The following is a 17,432-nucleotide window of genomic DNA, read 5'->3' on the forward strand; positions in this document are numbered from 1 at the left end:
TTGTTCCAGCCCATATCGTCCATCTGACCCGGCAACATCCGGCAGGCTGGCAATACACTTCCTGCTGGTCGGCGAAACACGACCCCGGTTAGGCTCGTTCCCGTCACCGCTTCGCAATTTGGGATCAGTCAGTATCAGGACATCGCATTTTCGCTCTTCCTCACTATGAACTCATCTACGCATCTCTTTCCGCGGCGCCTCACAAGGCGCGACTTCCTCACCATGTCTGGCGCTGCTGCCGCCACTTTGTTGCCTGGCGCCTCCGCGCTCGCGGCGGCCGCCGCTGCCGGTCCGGTGAAAATCGGTGAAGGCAAGTGGACCTACACCCTGGATGAGGCCTGGGGTGCTCTGCCTGCGGGAATGAAGTACGGCTTCGGTTGCGGCATCGCGGTGGACTCGAAAGATCGCGTGTACGTCACCTCTCGCAGCACGAATCCCTGCGTCGCCATCTTCGGCGCGGATGGGAAGCTGGAGGAAACCTGGAGCAAGGACTTCGGTGATGGCGTGGGCTACACCCCAGAGCAAGTCAGTGCCACCGCGCACTGCATCTACCTGAGCAAGGAAGGTGACCAGGAGTTCCTCTACTTCACGGAGAACGTCGGCAAGGATGCCTCCGGCCAGCCCACCCTTGGCAAGCGTGTGTACAAGACCGACCTCAAGGGCAAGGTGCTCTACACCATCGGCAATGTGGATAAGGAGGACTCCACTCATCAGAAGTTCACCTGGACGAACCCCACCGACGTGGCGGTGGCGCCGAACGGTGACATCTACATCGTAGACGGCTACGGCAGCCAGATCGTGAGCCGTTTCGACAAGAACTTCAAGCACCTCAAGACCATCGGCGGTCGCGCGCCGAAGGATGCGGTGAAGGGTCCCAAGGCGCCGAATGGCACCTTCAACACCTGCCACGGCGTGTGGATCAACACCCTGAAGGGCGAGCCTGAGGTCTACATCGCCGATCGTGCGAATGGCCGTTACGAGGTCTTCGACATGGATCTCCAGTACAAGCGCACCATCAGCGGTGACTTCGTGCGGAATCCCTGCTGCTTTTACCAGGCCCACGGCCATCTCTACGTACCGGACCTTGGCTCCCTCGTCGCGATCCTCGACAAGGATGACAAATGTGTCGCCAAGCTCGGCGATGGCAGGGGCCAAAAGAAGGAAGAATTCGAGGCCGGCCAGAAAGACAAGTTCACCACGCCCCACGCCCTTACCGTGGACTCGAAGGGCAGTCTGTATGTCCTGGAATGGGTGCCCTACGGTCGCGTGCGGAAGTTCACGCATACCCCCGCCTGAGATAGGCATAGAGGCAACAGGCACAAAGGCACAGAGTGGGGAACCGCTGCTGTGCCTTTTGTTTTGTCGGGTGTCGGGAAGAGCAGCTGGGCAGCGTCCCCAAAGGGCGGGCCGGTGCCCCCTCCACTTTGTCCCTTCGTGCCTGTTGCCTTTGTCCCTCTTTTCCCTACACTCCCGCCCCCTATGCTCGACATCCGCCTCATTCGCGACAACGCCACCCTCGTCAAGGATCGCCTCGCCACCCGCGACGCGTCCCTCTCCGCGATGGTCGATGAGGTGCTGGCCATCGACGAGCAGCGCCGAGCCGCGGAGACGGAGCGCCAGAAACTGCAGAGCGACCGCAATCGCATCAGCAAGGAAATCGGCATTGCCAAGAAGAAGGGCGAGGACACCAGCGCCATCGAGACGGAGGTTCGCGGCATCGGCTCGCGCATCGACCAGATCGGCAAGGACGCGGACGAGCTCGATGTGCGCCAGCGCGACCTGCTGCTCTCGATCCCCAATCTTCCCCACGAGGCCTGCCCCGTGGGAACCAGTGCCGAAGACAATCCTGAGGTGCGCGTCTGGGGTGCAAAGCCTGCCTACGACTTCCAGCCAAAGGATCACGTCACCCTCGGCGCACAGCATGGCATGCTCGACTTCGAAGCCGGGGCGAAAATCACCGGCAGCGCCTTCGTGGTATACCGAGGGCCTGGAGCTCGTCTGGAGCGTGCGCTCATCAGCTTCCTTTTGGACCTGCATACCACCGAGCATGGTTACCAGGAAGTGTCCGTGCCTTTCCTCGTGAAGTCGGATGCGCTCGTGGGCACCACGCAGCTCCCGAAGTTCGGTGACCAGGTGTACCACTGCGAGGTGGATGACCTCTACCTCATCCCTACGGCGGAAGTGCCGGTGACGAACCTGCATCGTGAGGAGATTCTTACCCTCGCCGGCCTGCCCATTCACTATGCCGCTTACACACCCTGCTTCCGTCGCGAGGCAGGCAGCGCCGGTCTCGGCACGCGCGGGCTGATACGCATGCACCAGTTCGACAAGGTCGAGCTCGTGAAAATCACCACGCCGGAGACCTCCATGGAGGAGCTGGAAAAGCTCACGGGCAATGCGGAGAAGGTGCTCCAGACCCTCGGCCTGCACTACCGCGTGATCGAGCTCTGCACGGGCGACATCGGCTTCGGCTCGGCCAAGACCTATGACATCGAAGTCTGGGCGCCGGGGCAGGGGAGCTATCTTGAAGTTTCCAGCTGCAGCAATTTCGGCGATTATCAAGCCCGCCGCATGAACCTGCGGTACAAGGATGAAAACGGCAAAAACCGCTTCTGCCACACGCTCAACGGCTCCGGCACCGCGCTCGCGCGGCTCTTCGTCGCGCTCGTCGAGACCTACCAGCAGGCAGATGGCAGCATCCTCATCCCCGAGCCGCTCCGCAGGTACTTCGGTAGCGAAAAAATCGGCTGAAGGGGCAAGGCGACCCAAACGAGCGCGGACTTCCAAGTCTGCTGGCCCTGACATCGCTCTCGCACGTCGCTTCGAAGAGAAAGCCGCAGCCGCTCTCGCAGAGCTGCAGCGCCTCCATCCTGAGCTCACACCTGACAGCACCGCTCTCGTCGCCATCTCAGGCGGTCGCGATTCGGTGGCGCTGTTGCATTGTCTTGTGGCATCGGGATGGAAGCATCTCATCGTCTCACATCTCGATCACCAACTCCGTGGCAGGGAGTCGGATGGCGATGCGGCATTCGTGAAACGACTCACGAAGAAATTTGGCCTCGTATGCGAAGTGCATCGTGAGGACATCGCGGCACGTTCCAAGGACAAGAAACAATCCCTTGAGACCGCGGCACGCAACGCACGGGACGCCTTCTTCCACGCGCTCTCCGAGAAGCACACCACACCCCATGTCTTCCTCGCGCACCATGCGGAGGACAATGCCGAGACCATCCTTGGCAATCTCTGCCGCGGCTCCGGACTTCACGGCATCTCCGGCATGCCCCTGTCTGCGACCACGCGGAAGGGGCTCACGAAGCTGCGCCCTCTTCTGGAGACAAGACGCGCCGAAATCGATGCCTACCTCAAGGTGCATCGGCTCCAGTGGCGTGAGGATTCCAGCAACACCTCACGCGCGCATCGCCGCAACCGTCTGCGGCACGATGTGCTCCCCATGCTTTCCGATGCCAACGGCCGCGATGTGGTGGAGCTCATCCTGCGGACGGCGCGTCTCGCGACACGCGATGAAGCCTGCCTTCAGGAAACCGCCACGCATTTGGTGGAACAGGAACGCCTGCTCGCGCCCGACGGCAGCCTGCTCATCACTTCGGAATTCAAGAGGGCGCATTCCGCCGTTCAGTCACGCATCTTGAAGCACTGGCTGAGCGAACTGCGAAACGTCCCCTTGGTGGGTGCCTACGAAGTGGAGAGCGCATTGGCCATGCTGCAGCCGGATGGCCCGGCCAAGACCAATCTCCATGGAGGACTTCATCTCCGGCGGAAAGCGAAGCGGCTGTGGGTGGAGTGATGATAATATCCCCGATCCTTGCCTGCCGGACCTATCACCTGCCAGAGTTGGGGTTAGCCCAAGAGCTCAGTTTTAAGAGGCTACGACAACAGCTCCCGAATCTTTGCTTCCACCGCCGTGAAGGCCTCGTCCACGTGCTTCGCCAGATCCCGCACGGTGGTCTTGGCAATGCCGTCCACGTGCTTGTTGGAACCCTCGGGGGTGTGCGCGATGAATTTCGCTGCGGCGACCAGGATGGCGACTTTGAGCAGGAACTTCATGGTGAACGAGATGGGCGGGCCAGATTGAATTCTTCAGAAATCTAAGCTCTGTCGACTGTAATTGCCACAAAATATCGCATTCTTCTGTATATTCGCGTTTTTGAGAGTCGATTGTGACGTCTAAGAAGGTGAGGCGGGCGATGGAGTGGTGAAGTGGTGAAATGGCGAGAGTTCTATAAAGTAGCTTGGGAGAATCGAGCCGGAGGGGTTTAGGGAAACGGCACCGTTCTGCCACTTCACCACGATATCCCTGACGCGAGGAACAGGCGTCGCCCCCAATTCGGGACAAGATTCGTATACGAATCATACTCCTTGGCACTCTTCGTCCTACACGTCGTCACACCGCGAGCGGATGCGCGAAAATTCACGCCTCTGGAGTAGCACCTGCGCTTGCAACGTGCGAATTTTGCGCCCCTTTAGTCTCCCCCTGCAAAACTAGATCATGAACGCCACACTGCCGTACCGAGCGAACGCTGACCTGCTCGATGAGAAGTACCTCGCTTGGAAAGAAGATCCCCGCAGTGTAGAGCCAGCATGGTCATCGTTCTTTGAGGGTTTCGAGCTCGGCATGGCCCAGATTCGCCCGTCGGGAGCGCCAGCAGCCAAGGGAGTAGAGCAGGCCGCCGCGGGACAGCCGCTTTCGGAGAAGACCCTCGCCTTCCGGACCAAGGTCACCAACGCCATTCTCGACTTCCGTCGTATCGGCCACACCGCCGCCTGGCTGGATCCGCTCAGCAAGACCGCTCCCGAGCAACCCCTTCTCTCCCCTGCCGGACTCGGCTTCACGGACGAAGAGCTGAACGAGGAAGTCATGACGAACTTCCACGGCCAGGGCCGCCCCATGAAGGCGAGCGTGATGCTGGAGGAACTGCGCCGCATCTACTGCGACAAGATTGGCTTCGAGTTCATGCATATTCACAACCGTGAAGTGCGTGCCTGGCTGCGTGAGCGCATTGAGGGCCGTCTTGACGCCCCCGCTCCTTCCCCGGAACAGCAGGCGGAGATCCTCCGCTGGGCGCTGGAGCCGGAAACCTTCGAGCGCTTCCTGCACAAGCGCTACGTAGGACAGAAGCGCTTCTCTCTGGAGGGTGGCGAGTCCCTCATGGTGGCGCTGCAGAATATCTTTGAGAAGCTGCCCACCGTGGGCGCGCAGGAAATCGTGATGGGCATGGCCCACCGTGGCCGCCTCAGCGTGCTGGCGAATTTCCTCAAGAAGCCGCTCAAGGTCCTCTTCTACGAGTTCTCCGAAAACTACGTGCCCAACATGGTGGCCGGTGACGGGGACGTGAAGTACCACCTCGGTTTTGAAACCCACCGCCGCGCGAAGTCTGGCGATGAGGTGATGATCCATCTCGCTGCCAACCCGAGCCACCTTGAAGCTGTTGATCCGGTGGTGGAAGGCAAGGCCCGTGCCCGGCAGCGTCACCTCGGCGACACGGTGAACCGCAAGAAGGTGCTCCCCATCCTCATTCACGGGGACGCCGCGTTCGCCGGGCAGGGCATCGTGGCGGAGGTGCTGAACCTCTCCCAGCTTCCCGGCTATCGTACCGGTGGGACCATTCACATCATCACGAACAACCAGATCGGCTTCACCACGCTGCCGGCGGATGCGCGTTCCTCCTTCTACTGCACGGACGTGGCGAAGACCATTGAGGCGCCGGTCATTCACGTGAATGGTGACTCGCCGCTGGACGTGGCCTTTGCCGCGCAGCTCGCGCTCGACTTCCGTCAGAAGTTCTCCCGCGACGTGGTCATCGACATCGTGTGCTACCGCCGTCACGGACACAACGAGACGGACGAGCCCAGCTTCACCTCGCCGAACATGGCGCGCCTCATCGCCAGCCAGCCCAGCACGGCCACGCTCTTCCGTGACAAGCTGGTGAAGGACGGCGTGATGACCGCCGAGCAGGCGGATGCGCTGCAGAAGGAACTCGAAGGCAATCTCGAACAAGGGTTCTCGGACCTCGCTGAGGAAGAAAAGACCAAGGGCAGCAATCCTTTTGAAGGCAGCACCGCTCAGCCGCAACCACGCTACACGCATGATCCGGTGAATACCGGTGTGCCCGCTGAGAAGTTGCGCAATCTCGGCCTGAAGCTGGTGGAACCTCCGCCGGATTTCAAACTGCACCCCACCATTGAGAAGCGCTTCCTCGCGGCACGTAAGAAAGCGCTCGAGACCGGCACCGGCTTCGATTGGGCCCATGCCGAAGCTCTTGCATTCGGCTCCCTCCTTTCTGAAGGCACGGGTGTCCGCCTCAGTGGTCAGGACTGCCGTCGTGGCACTTTCTCGCAGCGGCACTGCGTGCTGTATGACAACAGCACCCGCGAGCGCTACATCCCACTGCAGAATCTGGCGCCTGAGCAGGGCCGCTTCTGCGTGTACAACTCTCTCTTGAGTGAGGCCGCCGTGCTCGGCTTTGACTACGGCTACTCGCTCCTCGCGCCGAACGTGCTCATCTGCTGGGAAGCCCAGTTCGGTGACTTCGTGAATGGCGCGCAGGTCATCATCGACCAGTTCATCAGCAGCGCCGAGAGCAAGTGGCAGCAGCCCAGCGGTATCGTGTTGCTTTTGCCGCACGGGTTCGAAGGTCAGGGGCCTGAGCACAGCAGCGCCCGTCTCGAGCGCTTCCTGCAGCTCTGCGCCGGTTGCAACATGCAGGTGGCGAATGTCACCACCCCCGCGCAGTACTTCCACCTGCTGCGCCGCCAGATGAACCGCCCCTTCCGCAAGCCGCTGGTCATCATGACTCCCAAGAGTCTGCTGCGCCATCCGCAGGCCGTGAGCAAGCTGGAGGACATGGCCGATGGCACCGCCTTCCGCGAAGTGCTGGACGATGACGCCCTGACCACCGACCCCAATCGCGTGACCCGCCTCATCTTCTGCTCCGGCAAGGTGTACTATGATCTCATCAACTTCCGCAAGGAAAACGACATCAAGAACGCTGCCGTCATCCGTATTGAGCAGCTCTATCCGCTGAACGTGGACATGATTGAGAAGGTGGCCGCGCGCTATCCGCGCGCGCAGAAGAAGTGGGTGTGGTGCCAGGAAGAGCCGGAGAACATGGGTGCCTGGACCTTCATGCATCATCGCCTTGAGGAGATGACGAATCACGTGCTGCGTTACGCAGGACGCGAGCGCGCCTCCAGCCCGGCGGCTGGCAGCAAGGCCATCCACACGCACGAGCAGGAGCGCTTGGTGGAAGACGCGTTTAGCGTGTAAGCCACGGCGCTTTTAGTCACAGTCACTGGCAAGTTTCCAGCCCCCTCCCATGAAATTCTTCTCATGGGGGCTGCTGGGCGCGGTGTTGGTATTTGCGATTGGTGTCGCCCACTTGGTTTACACCATCCAATGGGTATCGCGCGCCGAGCGAGCCATCGGCAAAGCAGGGCACACCAGTTTCACCAAAAGCACCGTTTCAAAGACACCCGGCACCTACACGGTGTACGTGACCTATGCCACGAAGGCAGGGGAGGGGAAGACCGTGGGGCTCAGTGTCTGGTCACGGGAGAGCTACCCTGAGGGCAGTGCTGTCCCCGTGATCTTCCATCCCACGCAACCGGGTTCGACCCGGCTGGATACCTTCGTGGACCTATGGCTGGTGCCCTCCGTGTTGGTGCTCTGGGGTGTCTCCTGGCTGGTAGGATGCTGGCGGAAGTACAAGCGAGAGCAAGCGGAAGCTACCGCGAGCTAGGACAACATTAAGGCAGGAGAGACGAGGTTTCGCCAAAGTGGTGCACGCTGCCCCTAGCGTGAACCGTCGCTATATCCCAGATATTTTACGTCCCCACCGCATGGCCAAGGTGGGATGCAGCATTGATAAGCCCTGCGACACTCCTCTTCTCTACCGCTTTGCGTGCCTAATACACCGGTGGGGAGCCGCTGCGTCGGCTTCCTAATCAGGAGGGCGGAGACGGTGTGGAACTGGTGTGTGGCAAGCCGCTTTCGCCCGGATGCTCCGCCCCACCTCCGCCCCCGAAAATTAGGAGGCCGACGCAGCGGCCCCCTACCAGTCAACAGGTAGGCGGCGCCATGGACCAGAGGAGCACGGTAATTCTTCTTTCACCCTGATGTTACATCCCATCCCATCGCGGGATGACGAGCCACTTGCGCTTCTCCCCACCCAGCATTCATTCATCCCATGCTGAAAAGCCTGCTGCCTTCCTGCGCCCTCGTCCTTCTCCTCAGCTCTTGCGGGGACGGTAAGCCCGGTGCGTTCGACAAGGCGGGCTATCATGTGGATGGGAAGGTCGTCTGGTATCTGCAAAGCTGGACCAGCTCTCCCTTCCAGGTTGCCGGAGCGGATGTGGCCACCTTTGAGCATCCCCTGCCGAAGGGCGAATCCAGCTACGCCAAGGACAAGAACCACGTGTACCTCAGCGGTCGCGCGCTGAAAGACGTGGACCCCGCCACGTTCGAGATCCTTGATGGGCGCTATTCCCGCGACGCCAAATACGTGCACCGCGGGGAGGAGCGCATCTGTGATGACCCGGCAAACTTCGAAGTGCTGAGCGGTAACTTCGTGAAAAACAGCAAGGCCGTCTACCGCCTGTACCCCCAGGTGGAAGTGCAGACCACCGACGTGGCAAACTTCCGCCTCCTGTCAGACGCAGACTACTACTCCTACTTCGCGGACAGCCAGTATGTGTACGTGAACGGCAACACCGTAGAGGGTGCCATGCCCGCCAGCTTCAAGGTCATCAAAGGTGGATTTGGAAAGGATGAAAAGCAGCCCTTCTACTTCGACAAGCCCATGCCGGACGGCACCCTGCTGGACAGCTTCGAAGTGCTCGATAGCCCCTACGCGCGCGATGCGAAACGGGTGTACTTCATGGGGAAAATCGTAGAAGGCGCGGACCCGGTCACTTTTGAGGTCACGGATGCGAAATTCCAGCGCGGCAAGGATGCGAAGAACCGCTACGAACAGGAGAAATCCGTGCCCGCCAGCGCGGGAAATCCGTAATTCATCGTGCATGTCGTCACGATGTTTTGATCTTCACTTTGCGTGGCGCGGAAAGCTCCTCTAGGTTCGCATTCCCATTCCCATGTCCACTGAAGTCAAGATCCCCACGCTCGGCGAATCGATTGCCGGCGGCCTCATCTCGAAATGGCACAAGAACGACGGTGATGCCGTCAAAGCCGGAGACGTGCTGCTCACGCTGGAGACGGACAAGGTCGCCCAGGAAATCGCGGCTGAGGCGGATGGCGTGCTGCGCCAGAAGGCCAAGGAAGGGGACGAAGTGGAAGTGGGTGCCGTGGTTGCCCTGATTGAAGCCGGAGCCGCTGCACCTGCCGCCGCCGCTCCTGCTCCCGCGCCGAAGGAACCCGAAAAGGCAGCAACCCCTGCCCCGGCAGCCAAGGCCGCCGAGCCTGCTCCCGCTCCTGCCGCCAAGAAGGAAGAGGCTCCCAAGGCCGAGGCAGCTCCCCAGTTGAAGCTCGTGCCCAAGCCCGAGGCAGAAGCCGCTCCTGCGCCGGCTCCCAAGCCCACTCCTTCACCGGAAGGCCGCACCACGCGCAAGAAGATGACCCCGCTGCGCCGGAAGATTGCCGAGCAGCTCGTGAATGCCCAGCGCACCGCGGCCATTCTTACCACCTTCAACGAGTGCGACATGTCCGAGGTCATGACCCTGCGCAAGGTGATGCAGGATGACTTCGTGAAGAAGCATGGCGTGAAGCTCGGCTTCATGTCCTTCTTCGTGAAGGCCGTGGTGGATGCTCTCAAGTCCGTGCCGCAGATCAACACGCGCGTGGATGGCGACGAAATCATCTCCAACAATTTCTATGACATCGGCGTGGCCGTGGGCACCGAGAAGGGTCTCATCGTCCCTGTGATTCGTGACGCGGATCAGAAGTCCTTTGCTGACATCGAGAAGGACATCATCGCCTACGCGAAGAAGGCCAAGGAGGGCAAGATTGCCATCGATGACCTCACCGGCGGCGTATTCACCATCAGCAATGGTGGCGTGTACGGCTCCCTCCTGAGCACTCCGATTCTCAATCCTCCGCAGAGCGGTATCCTCGGCCTGCACGCCATCAAGGAGCGTCCGGTCGCTGAGAACGGCCAGGTCGTTATCCGCCCGATGATGAACCTCGCGCTGAGCTACGACCACCGCGTCGTGGATGGCAAGGAAGCCGTGACCTTCCTCATCCGCGTGAAGGATTGCATCGAGAAGCCGGCGAGGTTGCTGGTGGGGGTGTAAGCCTGATGGCGGGCAATGCCCGTTTTACAATGCCGGATCCAGTGTGATGAATGGGCGAAGCAAATTGCGCATGAATCTCCTTCGCCTGGCGGTGGGATTGGGGTGTGCGTTCTCGTTCAGCTCGTGTGTGATTTACGGTCACCGCGAGCGTGTGGTGCGGATAACAAATCGTGACACAGGCAAGCCAGTGGGCGAGGTCAGGTTCCGCTTCACGCACGCTGTCCCGGCCGTGCATCTTCCCAAAACGCCGGAGCCCATTGATGTGCTGCTCGGCCCGAACGGCGAGGCCAAGGTGCGCTTTCCTGTGGTGATGGGATGGGCTCGCGTGAATGGCGCTTCTGCACTATTGCATCCGGAAAACATTCGTGAAGGGGGATCGTTTGAACTCGAGAAGCAGCCAACCGTACGGTCTGAACGTTTCAAAACGACCATGGTGCTTGAAATTGAGAAACCGCACCATCCATAGCGTGCATTTCGGAATCTCGTACTGCTGGATGCACGCATGAAAGGTTGTCTCCCCAGTCTGGTAGCCCTGGTCGTGGTGGCTGCGATTCTTGCCACCGGCCTGGTGCCGGGATACATCGCGAGCAGCATCTTTGGAGTGGAAAACAAAGGGGTAATGGCCATCACCGCGGGTGGCATTGCACTTGCTCTTTATGGCATCTACCGATGGCTCATCTATCTTCAGGATAGAGAAAAACGAGTCCTGTCTGTTCTCACCGATCCTGTGTTCGGCGAAGTGAAGCAACTTCGTGACCACTGGGAGGCTGACCAACCCATCAGTGAAGGTGGAGAAGCCGTTGAAATCTGGGGTGACGCCTTGGCTCCGACATCCGCGCAGACCTCGACCTTCACGAACATACGAGAACGTTGGCCGGCGTTGCTGGCTCTTTGTGTGGAGGCGGCAAACAACCTGATCGCCTCGGTCTATCATAACGAAAAGGGGCCTGTGCCATCCGTCAAAGCGGAGCAACTCAACTTGAAAACCGTGGCTTTGGATGACGGAAACATCGGAGACTTCACGCTCATGTTTGAGCTGCCCTCAGCGGTGAAACTCCTGCCGTGGGGACTGGACGTGACGTTTGAGAATTTTGTCGTGGTTGAAGCTTCGGACAATCACTGATTCCACAATAGGCATCTGCGGAAACCCAGGGTGGGTGCCTGGGTGTCGTTGTTTTTCCTTGAGGTTTCAGTCCCGGTGTTGCTTCATTCAATTGCATGAGTGAACCCGAAGTCCTCCTTCACGACGTCTCTCCGCATGGAAATCTGGAAGCTGTAGTCGAACAGGACCATCGGGTGGCGCATCTCTACCTGCGGGCGACGGAGAATGAGGACTTTGGTCTCAAGTCCTGCTGGGTACGCAATATCGCACCTGCGCCCGATGAATTGGACGTGGCAGGAATGCAGGAGGGCATCGCTCCGATGCTGCCGAAAGAGCATTGCGCGTATCCCCAGGGGCAGCCGCCGTTGGATGCTGGCCGGCTTCGATTGCTCTGGCTTCCCGAAGGCGATGGTGTGGTGCTGCTGGAAGATGACGAGATGCTCGCGATCATTCCCGGATGGAGCGGGTACAAAGACTTTGAAGGTTATGCCCGCGACTGCGTAGGGGAGAGCAGACTCTGCTGGAAACTGGAGAGCAATGTGGAATGGGACCGACGCATCTCTGAGGCCGATGCCTACTGGAATGCTTGGGGGGAAGAGTCGTCACCGTGGCCGGAGTGCCAGGATGCGTTTCTCGCCGCCTATGAAAAGGTCTTGGGACCACATGCCAAGTACTATGGCATCGATGGTGACAACTGGCCCCCCAAGGCCATGATCCGCATCGACCACGCAGATGGGATCTATCTCCTGACGCTGGGAGTGTCCCTACGCCCCCAGCCCGAAGTGGAGATGTACTACGAAGACCCAACGGACTTTCGGAGATTCGAGCTGGCCGCCTGCCTGCCTTGTGATGTTTCGGAAGAGAGCGTCGGCCGTTTTGCCGACTACCTTTCCGGTCAAGCTTCATTGCCGTGGACGAACTTCACCTTTCTGGGTCATGGACACACCGTTCCATGCGATGCATTCGCCGGTGATGACAAGCTGGAGCAGTTCAAGTTTGTGCTGCTCGCGGAGAGCCCGGCAGGAGCGCCCGAATTGAACACACCCCGTATGAGCGGAGAAAAAGTCTCGCTCTTGTGGGCCATCCCCATCACCGGGGACGAGCAGGCTCTGGCTCAGCGTGAAGGCAGCGCGGCAGTGTTGGGACAACTGGAATCGCTGCTACGACTCGCCTCCGATTGAGGAATCGTCCCATTGGCAATATGTTCAAGAATACCGAACCCAAGTTCTACCCATGAAAAAGACAGCCCCTTGGATCTTGCTGGCATTGGTCATTGCATCGGTGGCCGTGTCGAAAGCGGTGGAGCCGGACGACTCCTGGCACGAGGTGAAGATCCGTCATCTGGATGCCACCGACGTTGCGCAGGCCCTGGTAAAGGAAAGCGAGGATCTGGCAGAGGCCCTGGTAAGGATTGATGTGCGTCGCAACAGCATCCTGTTGGATGCTGAGAGTCCGTCCTTCGGCGCTGCGGCCAAGAAGCTCGCGGACCTCGATCAACCTCCCAAGCTGGTGATCTACAAAATGGAGATCACAGAAATGGTGACACGAAACGACAAGACGAAGGAGCGTATCGTGTTCCGCCCGACGATCCACGCGATGGAAGGCAAGCCTGCCGAAGTCACCCATCAGATCGACAAGGAAAGGTTGCTGAAAATCTCCGTAGTCTCAACGATCACCTCAATCGCGAAAGGTCGCTAGGTTGACCACTCTCCAGTGCCTTCATATCCCGGCTTGAAGTGTCGGGCCCTTCCTCATAGCATCTTCAAGCATGAGACGTCGTCTGCTTGCCCGGGCCGCGCTGGCCATCATCATCTGGGTTTCCATGTGTCATGCGGCGTTCTTCCCGCTTTCGCTTGAGGAAAAGAGCATGAAGGCGGATCTCGTCGTGGTGGCTGAAGTGATCTCGGTCAATCGTCTTGCCTCGAGGGAGATGTTGGTCACCGAAAAAGAACGAGGTCTCTATCTGGGGCCAACATCCATTGCTGTTGTCAAAATCTCCGCGCTGTGGAAGGACTCGGGGCATCTGACCCGATTCATCACAGACGGTTCGGGCGACAAGCTGACGCAGGCGATTTTCGTTCCCTGCGACTACACTTTCGATGAAAGTCCCTCCGACCTGACGGTTGGCCGACGCTATGTCCTGTTCTTGGATGCGCTTGGTGCCAACATGTTTCATCCCATCGATCCCGCTTCCACGCATGTTCTCCACGAGGGAAGGGTCGCCACATTTGGGGTGAATCATTCTCCGGGTGAAGACTTCACGCAGCAGTCGCTCACCTTGGAGGAATTCAAAAAGCAGGTGATGAACGCGATCGGTGTGAAGAAATAGCGGGTTGCGGGTTGCTACTTCTCCATGGCCGCCCTTACCAGTGCTTTCACCGCCCAGCTCTTCACCTTGCGTGCGGTCTTCTCGTCCACACGCAGGACATCGCGAAATACAATCATCGACTCCGTGCCGAAGATGACGGAGAGCGCAGCGCACAGCTTCTTGTAGTCCGCATCGCGGAATCGATCGCGTGAGGTGGACAGCGCCGCCTCGATGAGCGGCAGTCGTCGGTTCTGCCGCACCGGTGCGGCTCCATCTTGAGTGCGACTGGCAATGCTGTGCGCCAGCATGACACGCAGTGAGGCTTCATTCTCATAGGTGACGCGGTGCATCGCGGCTTCGGCCTTGTCGATGCGTGCTTCGGCATCGGCGGAGGTGTCGCCATCGAAGAGCGTGTCCAGCACTCCCGTGGCAGCGTCCGCGGGCGCTTCGGCCAGCAACGCTTCCACATTGGCAAAGTAGCGGTAGGCGGTCGCTCGTGAGACGAGCGCCTCCTTGGCAATCTCATCCATGCTGGGCTTGTGCCCTTGCTTGATGAGTTGACTGGCCGCACGCAACAGGTCCTTGCGCGTGCGCAACTCCCGGTTGCTCGGGCTCGACGGGACGGGCTTGGCGGGGCTCTTCTTCATGCCGCGTTTGCAGGAGCGAGTTGTTGCAGAATGGAAGCGAGGTCCACCCACACCTGTTCCTTCTGAATCTGACCATCGTCGCGAAACTCCAGCACGTGCAGCAGACGGAAGGAGAGGGGACGATTGTTTCCTTCGATGCCGAAGGGACGCCCAGGAGCGCGGCCTTCCCAGAGGGACTCATCCACCATGAAGTTCTCGCCATACTTGCGATTCAATGAGGTGGCCTTGCCGTCAGCGAGATCGCTGAAGAGCGTTTCATAGAAGCCACGGACGCTGGCATGATCGCGGCTGGGTCCGGTGGGCCAGCCGACGATGTCATGGGTGACGTCCTCGGTGAGCGTGGCGAGCACGCCCTCCACGTTGTCGCTGGCTTCGTGGCCGAAGTGTTCATCCAGCTTTCGATCCATTTGGGCAGGGGTGAGCGGCATAGTGAGAAGTCGGTTGGTTTGTGCGGAATATTGCTATGAGACGATTGTCGCATTTCAAGAAAAAGTTCTAAATTGCACCTTTGTTGATGCGGAATTCCCTCGAAGCCAATGGAAGAGACATGATAACTTTCCTCAACGGGTGCATCTTCTTTACCCATGGCCGTTACCATCAGGCTTCTAGGAAGCGCTGACGCAGCTCTGATTGCGACGGCGGCGGATGTCTTTGATCACTGTCCACAGGCGCATCTCACCGCGGAGTTCCTACAGGATCCACGGCACCACTTGATTGCTGCCATCGACGATTCGCAGTTGGTGGGCTTCATTTCCGCCGTGCACTACGTGCATCCGGACAAGCCTGCGGAACTCTGGATCAACGAAGTGGGAGTTGCTCCTTCGCACCAAGGGCAGGGCATTGGGCGCCAGATGCTGCGTCTTGTGTTGGAACATGGGAAGAAGCTCGGATGCGTGAACGCCTGGGTACTCACGGATCGAAACAATCCTGCCGCCATGCGTCTTTATGCCGGTGCCGGCGGGGTGGAGGCGGAGAAGCCGGCAGTGATGTTCGAGTTCGGCCTTGAAGGAGGTGAGTCGATCACAGAATCGCAGCCATAGGATATCGTCGTGTGCTCCCTGAACCCTTGGTCGCATCGGGCTTGCCAATTCTTCGTGCAGAAAAAAATGCCGACATGACCCTGTTTCCCACAAAGTCACCTGCCCATTGAAATTTTGTCCTTCCGTATGGCGTGAACATTTCTAGAGTATTGAACCAGGGTGGCTGTAGGTCTGTCAGCCACAGAGAGCATGTCTGACCCCCATTTCTCAGCATCCCCCATCCGCCACCCCCTAGTGTGGGTTCGCAACAAGTTCCTTGCGGGCTTGGCGATCGTCATCCCGTTGGTGGTGACGTTCTGGATTCTGAGGCTGGTGTACGACTTCATTCGGGGTCTGAGTCAGCCGCTGCTGGAGTCCTTTGCCGGGCTGTACAACCAGACGATGCCCGACCCCAATCTTCATGTCGACATCGCCAGCCCGCACTTCTCCCAGTTTGTGAGCCTGGTGGGCTTCCTCATTCCCATGGGGCTGGTGGTGGCCCTGGGGGTCATGGCCACGAACGTCATCGGTGTCCGGGTGGTGTCCGCTATGGACAAGCTCCTGCTGAGCATCCCGGTCATCTCCTTCATTTACAAGTCGCTGAAGCAGGTGATCGAGGCCTTCCGCGGCTTCGGGGGCACCCGCAGCTTCAAGAGGGTCGTGTATGTGGACTACCCTTCGCCTGGTATGAAGCTCATTGGGTTCGTCACCGGTCAGTACGACGACCCGAAGACGAAGAAGAACATGAGCTGTGTCTTCCTGCCCGGCGCTCTCAGCCCCATGACCGGGTTGCTGATCGTCACTGAGACCTCCCGACTGGAGGACGCACCCTTGAGCATCGAGGACGCGATGAAGATGATCTTCTCCGGCGGACTTATCGGCCCCTCATCCGAGGAAGAACAGAAGGCCAAGGCTGCTCGCAAGCCGAAGTCTTCCAAGCATTCAGAGGCCAGACCCCAAGTCGCGCAGAATCCCGACTTCGCACACCTGCCTACCGCCGAAGATTCGCTGGATACGTTCGTTGACCCTCCCACGAGCGGTGCCGGAGGCAGTGCCGCGCCGGACAAGCCGGTGCTTGTAGGAGCAGGAAACCGGGAGCGCTAGGTCGGCCACGCCGATCTGCTGTTCCTGCGGTGGGGAGGGGAGAGGCTAGCTAGTTGCCCGCACCCTGACCGGCCTCTTCCATAAGACGCTTTGCGACGCGGGTTTGAGCCCGGCCTTCTGTAAGCATCTTGCCCGTCTTCGGGTAGAGGAGAACGCGGGTGCTCTGCTCAGCGGCAACGAGCTCCTGGCCCTGGCCCTGAATCTTGGGCCAACCGGTCATCACGAGGGTGCCTTTGCCAGGGTCGTAGACCGCGTTCTGCGACTGGCCGCGATACCGCTTTTCCGGGGGGACGCCGGTAAGTTGCACGTTCACTGCACCTTTAGCCTCCATCATTTTAAAGGACGTCCGGTCCTTACCCAGGTGTACCACCAGTTCTTCCCCAGTGAGATGGAACTGAGGAGAGCTGAGCGAGACGCGCCCACGAAACACCACTTTGAGGTTGCCCATGTCGACCCGGGTTGCTTCGTCTGCAGTGATGTGAAATCCAGAACCGGATTGCACGGCTTCGAATGCCAGGTCTTCAGGGGCAGGTTGTTCCCTAAAGTCCCCAATTTCAGGCAATTTCGAAGATTTGGCGCGCGGAGCGGCATTTCCAGAGTCAATCCAATGTGCCCGGGGGAGGGCGCGTGCTCCAAGGGGGCGTTGGCCGACGTCTTCGCCGAGCGGACCGGGGGCGGAACCGTCGTCCTTGGCCCACGCAAACCTTGAGTGCTCAAAGGTCAGTTCCCCAGATACCGGGGGCTGCACACCAACGGCAGTCCTTCCGCCGGCATAGTTTGGAACCTGCTGAATTTGAGAGGTTCGCGTGCCTTTAGTAAAGCTGTCATTCTCCACCTTCACGAGCCAGCCCGAGATGGCTATCAGACTCAACGGCACAGCGATGAGGTAAGTGGACGGCGTCACGACGTGGGGAATTAATAATTAACCGCAAAAGGTAAGCTTTTCTTAAGTTTTTGTCAATACAAAGCCATCCGAAGGGGTGTCTACA

At 59.5% G+C, this 17,432-nt stretch carries 18 protein-coding genes; 14 read left to right on the plus strand and 4 right to left on the minus strand.

Annotated elements, in window-relative coordinates; all coding sequences use genetic code 11:
• Positions 1 to 222: 222 nt before the first annotated feature.
• From DES53_RS02300 to tilS, 3 genes are all read left to right on the plus strand, one after another.
• Positions 223 to 1,296, plus strand: a complete 1,074-nt coding sequence (locus DES53_RS02300) for an NHL repeat-containing protein (RefSeq protein ID WP_245958067.1) — start codon at positions 223 to 225, stop codon at positions 1,294 to 1,296.
• Positions 1,297 to 1,479: 183 nt separating this feature from the next.
• Positions 1,480 to 2,751: a serine--tRNA ligase gene (serS, locus tag DES53_RS02305; RefSeq protein WP_113956584.1), complete on the plus strand. Its 1,272-nt coding sequence runs from the start codon at positions 1,480 to 1,482 to the stop codon at positions 2,749 to 2,751.
• Positions 2,690 to 3,805 (plus strand): tRNA lysidine(34) synthetase TilS, encoded by a 1,116-nt coding sequence (gene tilS / locus DES53_RS02310; RefSeq protein WP_113956585.1) that lies wholly within the window; start codon positions 2,690 to 2,692, stop codon positions 3,803 to 3,805. Before serS ends, tilS begins: the two co-directional genes overlap by 62 nt.
• A gap of 80 nt (positions 3,806 to 3,885) precedes the next feature.
• Here tilS and DES53_RS02315 read toward each other — a convergent pair whose 3' ends face one another.
• Positions 3,886 to 4,065 carry a hypothetical protein gene (locus tag DES53_RS02315; RefSeq protein ID WP_113956586.1) on the minus strand — a complete coding sequence of 60 codons (180 nt, stop codon included), beginning with the start codon at positions 4,063 to 4,065 and terminating at the stop codon, positions 3,886 to 3,888.
• 442 nt (positions 4,066 to 4,507) lie between these two features.
• On the opposite strand from DES53_RS02315, the gene DES53_RS02320 reads away from it, so the two are divergent.
• From DES53_RS02320 to DES53_RS02360, 9 genes are all read left to right on the plus strand, one after another.
• The gene (locus DES53_RS02320; RefSeq protein WP_113956587.1) at positions 4,508 to 7,285 is read left to right on the plus strand and encodes a 2-oxoglutarate dehydrogenase E1 component; all 2,778 of its coding nucleotides are present in this window, start codon (positions 4,508 to 4,510) and stop codon (positions 7,283 to 7,285) included.
• 49 nt (positions 7,286 to 7,334) lie between these two features.
• Positions 7,335 to 7,757 (plus strand): DUF3592 domain-containing protein, encoded by a 423-nt coding sequence (locus DES53_RS02325; RefSeq protein WP_113956588.1) that lies wholly within the window; start codon positions 7,335 to 7,337, stop codon positions 7,755 to 7,757.
• Between the two features lie 447 nt (positions 7,758 to 8,204).
• Positions 8,205 to 9,026, plus strand: coding sequence for a DKNYY domain-containing protein (locus DES53_RS02330; protein ID WP_113956589.1), 822 nt, complete (start codon positions 8,205 to 8,207; stop codon positions 9,024 to 9,026).
• An 82-nt stretch (positions 9,027 to 9,108) separates the two neighbouring features.
• A complete protein-coding gene (odhB, locus tag DES53_RS02335) occupies positions 9,109 to 10,263 on the plus strand; it encodes a 2-oxoglutarate dehydrogenase complex dihydrolipoyllysine-residue succinyltransferase (protein WP_113956590.1) in 1,155 nt (384 codons plus the stop codon).
• A 70-nt stretch (positions 10,264 to 10,333) separates the two neighbouring features.
• Positions 10,334 to 10,729, plus strand: a complete 396-nt coding sequence (locus DES53_RS02340; protein ID WP_147263165.1) for a hypothetical protein — start codon at positions 10,334 to 10,336, stop codon at positions 10,727 to 10,729.
• A 36-nt stretch (positions 10,730 to 10,765) separates the two neighbouring features.
• The gene (locus DES53_RS02345) at positions 10,766 to 11,386 is read left to right on the plus strand and encodes a hypothetical protein (RefSeq protein ID WP_113956592.1); all 621 of its coding nucleotides are present in this window, start codon (positions 10,766 to 10,768) and stop codon (positions 11,384 to 11,386) included.
• A gap of 95 nt (positions 11,387 to 11,481) precedes the next feature.
• Positions 11,482 to 12,546, plus strand: coding sequence for a suppressor of fused domain protein (locus DES53_RS02350; RefSeq protein ID WP_113956593.1), 1,065 nt, complete (start codon positions 11,482 to 11,484; stop codon positions 12,544 to 12,546).
• A gap of 52 nt (positions 12,547 to 12,598) precedes the next feature.
• Complete coding sequence (locus tag DES53_RS02355) at positions 12,599 to 13,063, plus strand: hypothetical protein (RefSeq protein WP_113956594.1); 465 nt, start codon at positions 12,599 to 12,601, stop codon at positions 13,061 to 13,063.
• A 169-nt stretch (positions 13,064 to 13,232) separates the two neighbouring features.
• Positions 13,233 to 13,694: a hypothetical protein gene (locus tag DES53_RS02360; RefSeq protein ID WP_170156791.1), complete on the plus strand. Its 462-nt coding sequence runs from the start codon at positions 13,233 to 13,235 to the stop codon at positions 13,692 to 13,694.
• A 14-nt stretch (positions 13,695 to 13,708) separates the two neighbouring features.
• Here DES53_RS02360 and DES53_RS02365 read toward each other — a convergent pair whose 3' ends face one another.
• Together DES53_RS02365 and DES53_RS02370 are read right to left on the minus strand one after the other, a co-directional pair.
• The gene (locus tag DES53_RS02365) at positions 13,709 to 14,320 is read right to left on the minus strand and encodes a TetR/AcrR family transcriptional regulator (protein ID WP_113956596.1); all 612 of its coding nucleotides are present in this window, start codon (positions 14,318 to 14,320) and stop codon (positions 13,709 to 13,711) included.
• Positions 14,317 to 14,748, minus strand: a complete 432-nt coding sequence (locus DES53_RS02370) for an ester cyclase (protein WP_113956597.1) — start codon at positions 14,746 to 14,748, stop codon at positions 14,317 to 14,319. The genes DES53_RS02365 and DES53_RS02370 overlap by 4 nt, the downstream gene beginning before the upstream one ends.
• Positions 14,749 to 14,904: 156 nt before the next feature.
• On the opposite strand from DES53_RS02370, the gene DES53_RS02375 reads away from it, so the two are divergent.
• Together DES53_RS02375 and DES53_RS02380 are read left to right on the plus strand one after the other, a co-directional pair.
• On the plus strand, positions 14,905 to 15,360 hold the full coding sequence (locus DES53_RS02375) for a GNAT family N-acetyltransferase (RefSeq protein WP_113956598.1): 456 nt from the start codon (positions 14,905 to 14,907) through the stop codon (positions 15,358 to 15,360).
• Positions 15,361 to 15,549: 189 nt separating this feature from the next.
• Positions 15,550 to 16,443: a DUF502 domain-containing protein gene (locus DES53_RS02380; RefSeq protein ID WP_113956599.1), complete on the plus strand. Its 894-nt coding sequence runs from the start codon at positions 15,550 to 15,552 to the stop codon at positions 16,441 to 16,443.
• A 49-nt stretch (positions 16,444 to 16,492) separates the two neighbouring features.
• Here the strand turns inward: DES53_RS02380 and DES53_RS02385 are convergent, their stop codons facing one another.
• Positions 16,493 to 17,347 carry an LptA/OstA family protein gene (locus DES53_RS02385; protein WP_113956600.1) on the minus strand — a complete coding sequence of 285 codons (855 nt, stop codon included), beginning with the start codon at positions 17,345 to 17,347 and terminating at the stop codon, positions 16,493 to 16,495.
• Positions 17,348 to 17,432: the final 85 nt, after the last annotated feature.

It is taken from the genome of Roseimicrobium gellanilyticum (assembly GCF_003315205.1).
In the GTDB taxonomy this organism is placed as follows: domain Bacteria; phylum Verrucomicrobiota; class Verrucomicrobiia; order Verrucomicrobiales; family Verrucomicrobiaceae; genus Roseimicrobium; species Roseimicrobium gellanilyticum.

Bases quoted from the DNA above. Each gene is read 5' to 3' on its own strand.
- DES53_RS02320 (WP_113956587.1), top strand. From the start codon at position 4,508: ATGAACGCCACACTGCCGTACCGAGCGAACGCTGACCTGCTCGATGAG.
- DES53_RS02355 (WP_113956594.1), top strand. From the start codon at position 12,599: ATGAAAAAGACAGCCCCTTGGATCTTGCTGGCATTGGTCATTGCATCG.
- DES53_RS02340 (WP_147263165.1), top strand. From the start codon at position 10,334: ATGAATCTCCTTCGCCTGGCGGTGGGATTGGGGTGTGCGTTCTCGTTC.
- DES53_RS02360 (WP_170156791.1), top strand. From the start codon at position 13,233: ATGAAGGCGGATCTCGTCGTGGTGGCTGAAGTGATCTCGGTCAATCGT.
- DES53_RS02330 (WP_113956589.1), top strand. From the start codon at position 8,205: ATGCTGAAAAGCCTGCTGCCTTCCTGCGCCCTCGTCCTTCTCCTCAGC.
- tilS (WP_113956585.1), top strand. From the start codon at position 2,690: ATGGCAGCATCCTCATCCCCGAGCCGCTCCGCAGGTACTTCGGTAGCG.
- DES53_RS02345 (WP_113956592.1), top strand. From the start codon at position 10,766: ATGAAAGGTTGTCTCCCCAGTCTGGTAGCCCTGGTCGTGGTGGCTGCG.
- DES53_RS02365 (WP_113956596.1), bottom strand. From the start codon at position 14,320: ATGAAGAAGAGCCCCGCCAAGCCCGTCCCGTCGAGCCCGAGCAACCGG.
- serS (WP_113956584.1), top strand. From the start codon at position 1,480: ATGCTCGACATCCGCCTCATTCGCGACAACGCCACCCTCGTCAAGGAT.
- DES53_RS02375 (WP_113956598.1), top strand. From the start codon at position 14,905: ATGGCCGTTACCATCAGGCTTCTAGGAAGCGCTGACGCAGCTCTGATT.
- odhB (WP_113956590.1), top strand. From the start codon at position 9,109: ATGTCCACTGAAGTCAAGATCCCCACGCTCGGCGAATCGATTGCCGGC.
- DES53_RS02370 (WP_113956597.1), bottom strand. From the start codon at position 14,748: ATGCCGCTCACCCCTGCCCAAATGGATCGAAAGCTGGATGAACACTTC.
- DES53_RS02325 (WP_113956588.1), top strand. From the start codon at position 7,335: ATGAAATTCTTCTCATGGGGGCTGCTGGGCGCGGTGTTGGTATTTGCG.
- DES53_RS02315 (WP_113956586.1), bottom strand. From the start codon at position 4,065: ATGAAGTTCCTGCTCAAAGTCGCCATCCTGGTCGCCGCAGCGAAATTC.
- DES53_RS02300 (WP_245958067.1), top strand. From the start codon at position 223: ATGTCTGGCGCTGCTGCCGCCACTTTGTTGCCTGGCGCCTCCGCGCTC.
- DES53_RS02380 (WP_113956599.1), top strand. From the start codon at position 15,550: ATGTCTGACCCCCATTTCTCAGCATCCCCCATCCGCCACCCCCTAGTG.
- DES53_RS02350 (WP_113956593.1), top strand. From the start codon at position 11,482: ATGAGTGAACCCGAAGTCCTCCTTCACGACGTCTCTCCGCATGGAAAT.